We start from the raw sequence: 6,787 nt of genomic DNA on the forward strand, positions 1-6,787 counted from the left end.
CCCGGCATGATTTCGCTGGGTATTCGCGCGGTTCGCGCTCGGTACTCTCGCTCAGCAGCTGATCTCAGCAACTCATCCCAGCACTGCGTTAATACCCCTACCGGTATGGGTGTATGGTCAAGTGAACAGCGCAGTTGCTGAGATAGTGAGGTCTGAAATGGCACGTGTCGTCGTACTGGGAGCCGGAGTATCCGGTCATACCGCAGCGCTTTATCTGAAGAAGCGACTGGGCAACGCCCACGAAGTGATCGTTGTCTCGCCCAACTCGAAGTGGAACTGGATTCCCTCGAACATTTGGGTGGGCGTGGGCAAGATGAGCGCCAACAAGGTGGTATTTTCGCTCGCACCGATCTACCGCCGCAAGAAGATTGATTTTCGCCAGGCCAAGGCCGTCGCGATTCGCCCCGATGGAGATGAGACCAGCCCGCAGGGCAGCGTCGACGTTGTGTACACCGATCCGGCGCGAACCGGCCAGACCGAACGCATCCGCTACGACTACCTGATCAATGCGACCGGACCGAAACTGAACTTCGAGGCCACCCCCGGCCTCGGGCCGGACGGCCACACAGTGTCGGTCTGCACTCCGAGCCATGCCGTCGAGGCGGCGAAGCACTTCGATTCCGTCATCGACGCACTCAAGGCAGGGAAGAAGCAGACCCTCGTCGTCGGCGTCGGCCACGGCACCTGCACCTGTGAGGGAGCGGCCTTTGAGTATGCCTTCAACGTGGAGCAAGAGCTGCGCAACGCCGGCGTGCGCGACAAGGCCGAGGTCATCTATCTCACCAACGAACACGAACTCGGCGACTTCGGCGTCGGTGGCATGACCTTCAACCAGGGTGGCCAACGCATCACGAGTGAAGTCTGGATGGATTCGCTGTTTCGGGAGCGGAATATGCGCGCCATCACCCAGGCCGCCGTGACCAAAATCGACCCCGGGGTCATCCACTACTCCCAGATCGACGGCACCGACAACACGCAGTCGTTCGACTTCGCAATGCTGTTGCCGCCGTTTCGCGGTGTCGGTCTCAAAGCCTTCGACCGCACCGGCACCGATATCACCGACGTGGTGTTCGCCCCGAACGGTTTCATGCGCGTGGACGCAAACTACACGGCGAAGCCCTTCGAAGAGTGGACAGCGCAGGACTGGCCGCGCACCTACCAGAACCCGTCCTTTCACAACGTGTTCGGCATCGGCATCGCGTTCGCTCCGCCGCACGCCATCTCCCGGCCGTATGCCACGCCTGGCGGCGTCGCCGTCGCGCCGGCACCTCCCCGCACGGGCATGCCCTCGGGCGCCATGGGCAAGATCGTCGCCATGACCATCTCCGACATGATTCTCCGCGGCGCGTCCGTACCGACCCACACCGGGTCAATGGGGGAAATGTCTGCCGCGTGCATCGCTTCGACCGGAACGGGACTGCTCACCGGTACCGCTGCCGCCATGTCGATGTCGCCGATCGTTCCCGATCTCGCGAAATATCCCGGCACCGCCGGTCGCCACCCCACCCAGACCACCGGCGACATCGGCCTTGCCGCTCACTGGGTCAAGCGCATTCTGCACACGATGTTCCTGTACAAGGCGAAGGCATATCCGTTCTGGTACCTCATTCCCGAGTGAGTTAGAAACCAGCCGGCATCCACTTTGCACCCTAGTTAGAAAGAGAACACCATGGACACCGCCCAAAGCCACATCGACGCCGCACCGTTGCCGAGCGCTCGCGAGCTGCGGCGACGCAGCAACGTGCTGGTTCAACTCGTGCGCTTTCTGAAAATCAACGTGTCGATGTACCTGCTCGCCAAACGTCACCACTGACGGTGCGCTTAGTTCTGAGCCAGGCCCACGAACATGGACTCGTGAAGTCCTAAAACGTGCTGCCGAATAATGGCCACGGCGGCCACCGGATCGTGCTCACGTAGTGCGTCTACTAAGAGCGCGTGCTCTCGATTGACGCCGTGCAGGTAGTCCACCGGGTAGGGCAGAAAATACCGATAGAGAGCATGGAGCGCGACACCGTATTGCGGTAGCGCCCAATCCAGCCCGCTGGCCGCGGCCACCCCGACGTGAAATCGTTCATCGGCCACGTGATAATCGCTCCAACTCTGCGCCGCCGCTGCCTGCGACACATACACGTCAAGCTCGTCGAGCTGCGGCACCGTAATATTCAGTGCCGCGTGGTGCACGAGCGCGCACTCGAGCAGCACTCGCTCGTCGATGAGTCGGTGCACATCAGCAGCGTCGGCCAGGTACGCGGTCATCGAGGCGACCGAAGCGGATGCCCGCGGGTCAGCCACAAAGGTCCCCCCGTTGCGTCCACGCTTACGGGACAGCACTCCCTCGTCAGCGAGGCTCTTCAGACCGCGGCGGGCAGTTATTTCGCTCACGTCGAGCGCAGCGGCCACGTCACGATCGGATGGCAACTGCTCCCCCGCGACCATAAGGCCCAACTCGATGGCAAGGGCGATGCGGGCACGCACCGTGTCGGTGGCGCTCAACCGGGTAATACCGGACACTGCCGGATTAACGAGCGCGGTGACGGTCACCTCAGCGTTCTCTCCATCAACCATCACGCACCCACAGTAGCTGTTGTGAACGGTGGTTTACTTCGGACTGGACAAAAGTGATCATTATGATCTAATTTATTTCTTGCAGACATAGTTGTCCATATCGAAGGAGTCACCATGCCACGAACAGTGCGCATCGCCGCGGTTCAGGCTGCCCCACTGCCGATCGGAGCGCCACTGGCCGATTTCGCCGCCGAGGTTCGTCGAGTCCTCGATGACGATCCAACCATTGCGTTCGTGGTGTTCCCCGAGTTACACCTCTTCGGGACCGAAACAGGACCGGCCGCCACCCTGGGCCTGGACGAGCGCAACGATCTGCTGCGGGCATCCGCTGTGTCGCTGGATGGTGAGCTGATCGCGGGGCTCGGTGCTATTGCCCGCTCGGCGGGCGTCTGGCTACTGCCGGGCAGCATCTGCGAACGTGGGCCGGACGGCGAGCTCTTCAACACCGCCGTGGTGTTTTCCCCAGCGGGCGAGCTCATTGCCAGCTATCGCAAAATCTTCCCGTGGCGACCGTACGAACCATACGAACCGGGCGACAGTTTTGTCGTGTTCGATGCCCCCGGAATCGGCCGCTTCGGGCTGTCAATCTGTTACGACGCCTGGTTTCCCGAGGTGACCAGGCACCTGGCCTGGATGGGGGCGGAGGTCATCCTCAACATTGTCAAGACCACCACCCCCGACCGCGCCCAGGAGGTTGTGCTCGCCCAGGCCAATTCCATCGTCAACCAGACCTTCACGGTGAGCGTGAATTGTGCCGAACCGTTCGGTCAAGGCCGAAGCCTGATCGTAGACCCGGAGGGTGCCGTTCTCACGGAATCCGCCGGCGCCACCGCGGGAATTCTCGTGCACACCCTCGATCTGGACCAGGTCGCCCGAGTGCGAGCGCAGGGCACGGCCGGCACCAATCGCATGTGGGAGCAGTTTCTGCCCGGCGACGCCCCGCTCGATCTGCCGCTCTATTCAGGTTGCATTGATCCCCACAGCTGGACGCCAGCACCCGCCACAACTCCCGCCACTCCCCTGGAAACGGATTCCTGATATGACCGGTACACCAACCCTCGCCCGCACCCTGGGCTTGCGCTCCCTCGTCCTGTTCGGCCTGGCCTATATGACTCCACTGATCGTGCTCGGTATCTTCGGCGTCGTCGCCGAAACGACCGGGGGCGCTAGCGGCTCGGCCTATCTGGTCGCGCTCGTGGCCATGCTGTTCACCGCGTCAAGCTACGGGCGCATGGCCGCCGCGTACCCGGTGGCGGGCTCCGCGTATACCTACGTGCGGCGCACCGTCGACCCGCGGGTGGGCTTTCTGGTCGGCTGGGCCGTGCTGCTCGACTATCTCTTTCTCCCCATGGTGATCTGGCTCATTGGTGCTGCCTATCTCGAAGCTCAATTTCCGGGGATTCCAGCCTGGGCCTGGATCGTTGGCTTCGTCGTGATCACAACACTGCTGAACATTCTGGGCATCAAGGTTGCCGACAAGGCCAACTTTCTCCTCATGGCCTTTCAGGTGCTCGTCATCGGGGCCTTCGTGGCCCTGTCGATCGCCTCGATCGTCGCCAGCCAGGGTGCCGGGGGTCTGATCGATGCGTCACCGTTTGCGAACCCAACCTCTACCTTCGCCGGTATCACCGCTGGTGCGGCGATCGCCGCCTACTCCTTCCTCGGTTTCGACGCCGTCACCACGTTTACCGAGGAGACCATCAACCCGCGCAAGACCGTGCCGCGCGCCATCCTGTTGGTCGCTCTCATCGGCGGTTCAATCTTCGTGCTCGTTTCTTACACCACGCAGCTCGTGCGCCCCGGCGGAGTCTTCACCGATTCCTCGTCGGCCGCGTTCGATATCGCCATGCACATCGGTGGCAACCTGTTTGGCGCTATCTTTTTGGCGGGCCTCGTCATTGCCCAGTTCGCCTCCGGCCTCGCAGCGCAGGCAGCGGCTTCCCGGCTCCTGTTCGCCATGGGCCGCGATGGCGTGCTCCCGCGCCGCATTTTCGGCGAAGTCAGCAAGCGCTTTCGCTCCCCTATGTTCAACCTCCTCATCATCGGCGTCGTCGGTTTCATCGCGATCTTTCTCGACGTCGCAACATCCACCTCGTTCATCAACTTCGGGGCGTTTGTCGCGTTCACCATGGTCAACGTCGCGGTTATCTTCTACTTTGTGCGGCAGCGCCGCCAAGGCAACCACCTCAACCCCGTGTTCTATTTCGTCATTCCACTGGTCGGCGGCGTGATCACGCTGTATCTGCTCACCCGCCTGGACTCGAACGCCATCGTGCTCGGCCTGAGCTGGCTCGCGGTCGGCATCATTGTGTTGGGCATCCTGACGCGCGGATTCCGCCGGCAGCCTCCCGAAATGGACTACGTCGAAGCGGATGACGCTGCGCTCGTCCCCGAAACACGCTGACAACGCCCGCCCGGTAGCGGTTTAGGCTGACAGCAGGCGTGTCGGCACAGGAAGGTGGGGTGGGCATGAGAGTCAGCCTCGCCCAGATCGCTTCGGGCACCGACACCGGGCAGAATTTGGAGCTGATTCGGCGGGCCGCTCACCGGGCAGCGACTGCCGGCGCCGACCTGGTCGTGTTTCCCGAATACGCCATGTACGAGAAGAGAATGGTCGATGCGAGCTTCGCCGCCGTCGCCGAACCGGTGACCGGTCCGTTCGTTGCGGCTCTGACGGCCATCGCAGTGGCGGAAAATATCACCCTCGTCGCGGGAATCGTCGAGGCCAACGAGCACGACACCCGACCATTCAACACCATCGTGGTGCTCGGGCCCGACGGGGTGCTGCAGGCGCGGTATCGCAAAATGCATCTCTTCGATTCCTACGGCTTTCGTGAGTCCGACTGGATCTGCCCCGCCTCCGACCCCGCCGCCGTGTTCTGTGACGTTACCGGGCGGTCGGGCGAGCAACTGCGAATCGGCCTCATGACCTGCTACGACCTGCGCTTTCCCGAACTCGGACGGGAGCTCGCTGACGCCCAGGCCGAACTGGTACTGGTCTGCTCCTCATGGGTACCCGGCCCCGACAAGATCGAACAGTGGCGAATTCTCACCCAGGCCCGGGCCATTGAAAACTCCTACTTCGTCGGTGCGGTCTCGCAATGTCCACCGATCTCAATCGGACGCAGCCTCATCGCCGACCCAGCCGGCCGGGTGCTCGGCGAACTGGCAATAGCGCCAGACCTGATCACGGTAAACGTTGACAGTGATCAGGTTTGGCGGGCGCGTCAGCGACATCCTTCCCTCGACCAGAGACGCCACACCATTGAACGCCGCGAATAGGGATTCTGGGGTTGCTCGACCGGCTCGAATTGCCTCGTATTGCCTCGAATTGCCTCGAAAACGTTACCGCGGCGCTCGAATATAACTTCGCGCAGATTTCCCAGAATATCTGAGATTCCCTCGACTTTGGTGCGTGGTTTTGGTACAATGAAACCATGAGCCAGCGCGGCGATACTCCTCAGCAGGGCAGCGCCGTTGCTTTTCATGCGGCCTATGGTTGGTGGCCGGTATCGTCGGCAGAACTTCGCGAGTTCGAGGCGTTTCAGGCTCAGTGCGCGGCCGACTGGCGTGAATACCTTGCCGCCGACACCTCCGACGAGATCGCGGCCGAGTACGTCGCTGAGTATGTCGATGCTGAGTATGGCGCTGCTGGTTATGGCGCTGCTGCTTATGGCGCTGCTGACGAGCGTCAGTGCTGGCAACCCAGCAACCCCGAGCCCGCCAGCGCCCCGGCCAGCAGCACGGCCGGCAGCACGACCGGCAGCACTGACACTGACACTGACACTGACACCGACACTGACACTGACACCGACACTGACACTGACAGCGACAGCGACAGCGACAGCGACAGCGACATAATCGACGATCTCCCCGGCGCCCCGATCGAAGATCTTGCTGGTGACTCGGCGGAGGATCTCGATCCGTTTCAGCGCAAGCTGGCGCAGTTCGTGGACCGTGCGGTGCAGTTGGAGAAAACCATCGCACGGGCACAGGCCAGCAAAGCCGAGGTACTCGCCGACGCCTGGAACTTCGTGTCCAGCACCGCCGAGACCGGCCGGCCGCAGGCCGGACCCGGGCATGAGCACGACTGGAACGCCACCTTCGCCGCCCAGCAAGGCCTCGTCGCCGAAATGGCGTGCGCGCTCCGCATCCCCTACGGCACCGCGTCCGGACTGCTCCAGGAGAGTTGGACCCTGGTCGAATCCCGCCCCCACACCCT

The 6,787-nt window shown here is 62.5% G+C and carries 6 protein-coding genes and 1 pseudogene; 6 read left to right on the plus strand and 1 reads right to left on the minus strand.

Annotated features, from left to right (window positions below):
• Nucleotides 1–157 precede the first annotated feature (157 nt).
• The gene (locus QMK22_RS04630) at nucleotides 158–1,618 is read left to right on the plus strand and encodes an NAD(P)/FAD-dependent oxidoreductase (protein ID WP_283496450.1); all 1,461 of its coding nucleotides are present in this window, start codon (nucleotides 158–160) and stop codon (nucleotides 1,616–1,618) included.
• A gap of 51 nt (nucleotides 1,619–1,669) precedes the next feature.
• Nucleotides 1,670–1,813 (plus strand): hypothetical protein, encoded by a 144-nt coding sequence (locus QMK22_RS04635; RefSeq protein WP_283496451.1) that lies wholly within the window; start codon nucleotides 1,670–1,672, stop codon nucleotides 1,811–1,813.
• A gap of 8 nt (nucleotides 1,814–1,821) precedes the next feature.
• On the opposite strand, the gene QMK22_RS04640 is transcribed toward QMK22_RS04635, so the two are convergent.
• Nucleotides 1,822–2,565: a FadR/GntR family transcriptional regulator gene (locus QMK22_RS04640; RefSeq protein WP_283496472.1), complete on the minus strand. Its 744-nt coding sequence runs from the start codon at nucleotides 2,563–2,565 to the stop codon at nucleotides 1,822–1,824.
• Between the two features lie 114 nt (nucleotides 2,566–2,679).
• On the opposite strand from QMK22_RS04640, the gene QMK22_RS04645 reads away from it, so the two are divergent.
• The 4 genes and pseudogenes from QMK22_RS04645 to QMK22_RS04660 form a co-directional block, all read left to right on the plus strand.
• Entirely contained in the window at nucleotides 2,680–3,603 is a 924-nt protein-coding gene (locus tag QMK22_RS04645) for a carbon-nitrogen hydrolase family protein (RefSeq protein ID WP_283496452.1), read from the plus strand.
• A gap of 1 nt (nucleotide 3,604) precedes the next feature.
• Entirely contained in the window at nucleotides 3,605–4,969 is a 1,365-nt protein-coding gene (locus tag QMK22_RS04650) for an APC family permease (RefSeq protein ID WP_283496453.1), read from the plus strand.
• A 65-nt stretch (nucleotides 4,970–5,034) separates the two neighbouring features.
• A complete protein-coding gene (locus QMK22_RS04655) occupies nucleotides 5,035–5,847 on the plus strand; it encodes a carbon-nitrogen hydrolase family protein (RefSeq protein WP_283496454.1) in 813 nt (270 codons plus the stop codon).
• Nucleotides 5,848–6,002: 155 nt separating this feature from the next.
• Nucleotides 6,003–6,787, plus strand: a pseudogene (locus tag QMK22_RS04660) (hypothetical protein); the annotation flags it as partial.

Origin of the sequence: Cryobacterium sp. PH29-G1, assembly GCF_030063365.1 — a bacterium.
Taxonomy (GTDB): Bacteria; Actinomycetota; Actinomycetes; order Actinomycetales; family Microbacteriaceae; genus Cryobacterium.

Bases quoted from the DNA above. Each gene is read 5' to 3' on its own strand.
- QMK22_RS04655 (WP_283496454.1), top strand. From the start codon at position 5,035: ATGAGAGTCAGCCTCGCCCAGATCGCTTCGGGCACCGACACCGGGCAG.
- QMK22_RS04640 (WP_283496472.1), bottom strand. From the start codon at position 2,565: ATGGTTGATGGAGAGAACGCTGAGGTGACCGTCACCGCGCTCGTTAAT.
- QMK22_RS04645 (WP_283496452.1), top strand. From the start codon at position 2,680: ATGCCACGAACAGTGCGCATCGCCGCGGTTCAGGCTGCCCCACTGCCG.
- QMK22_RS04650 (WP_283496453.1), top strand. From the start codon at position 3,605: ATGACCGGTACACCAACCCTCGCCCGCACCCTGGGCTTGCGCTCCCTC.
- QMK22_RS04630 (WP_283496450.1), top strand. From the start codon at position 158: ATGGCACGTGTCGTCGTACTGGGAGCCGGAGTATCCGGTCATACCGCA.
- QMK22_RS04635 (WP_283496451.1), top strand. From the start codon at position 1,670: ATGGACACCGCCCAAAGCCACATCGACGCCGCACCGTTGCCGAGCGCT.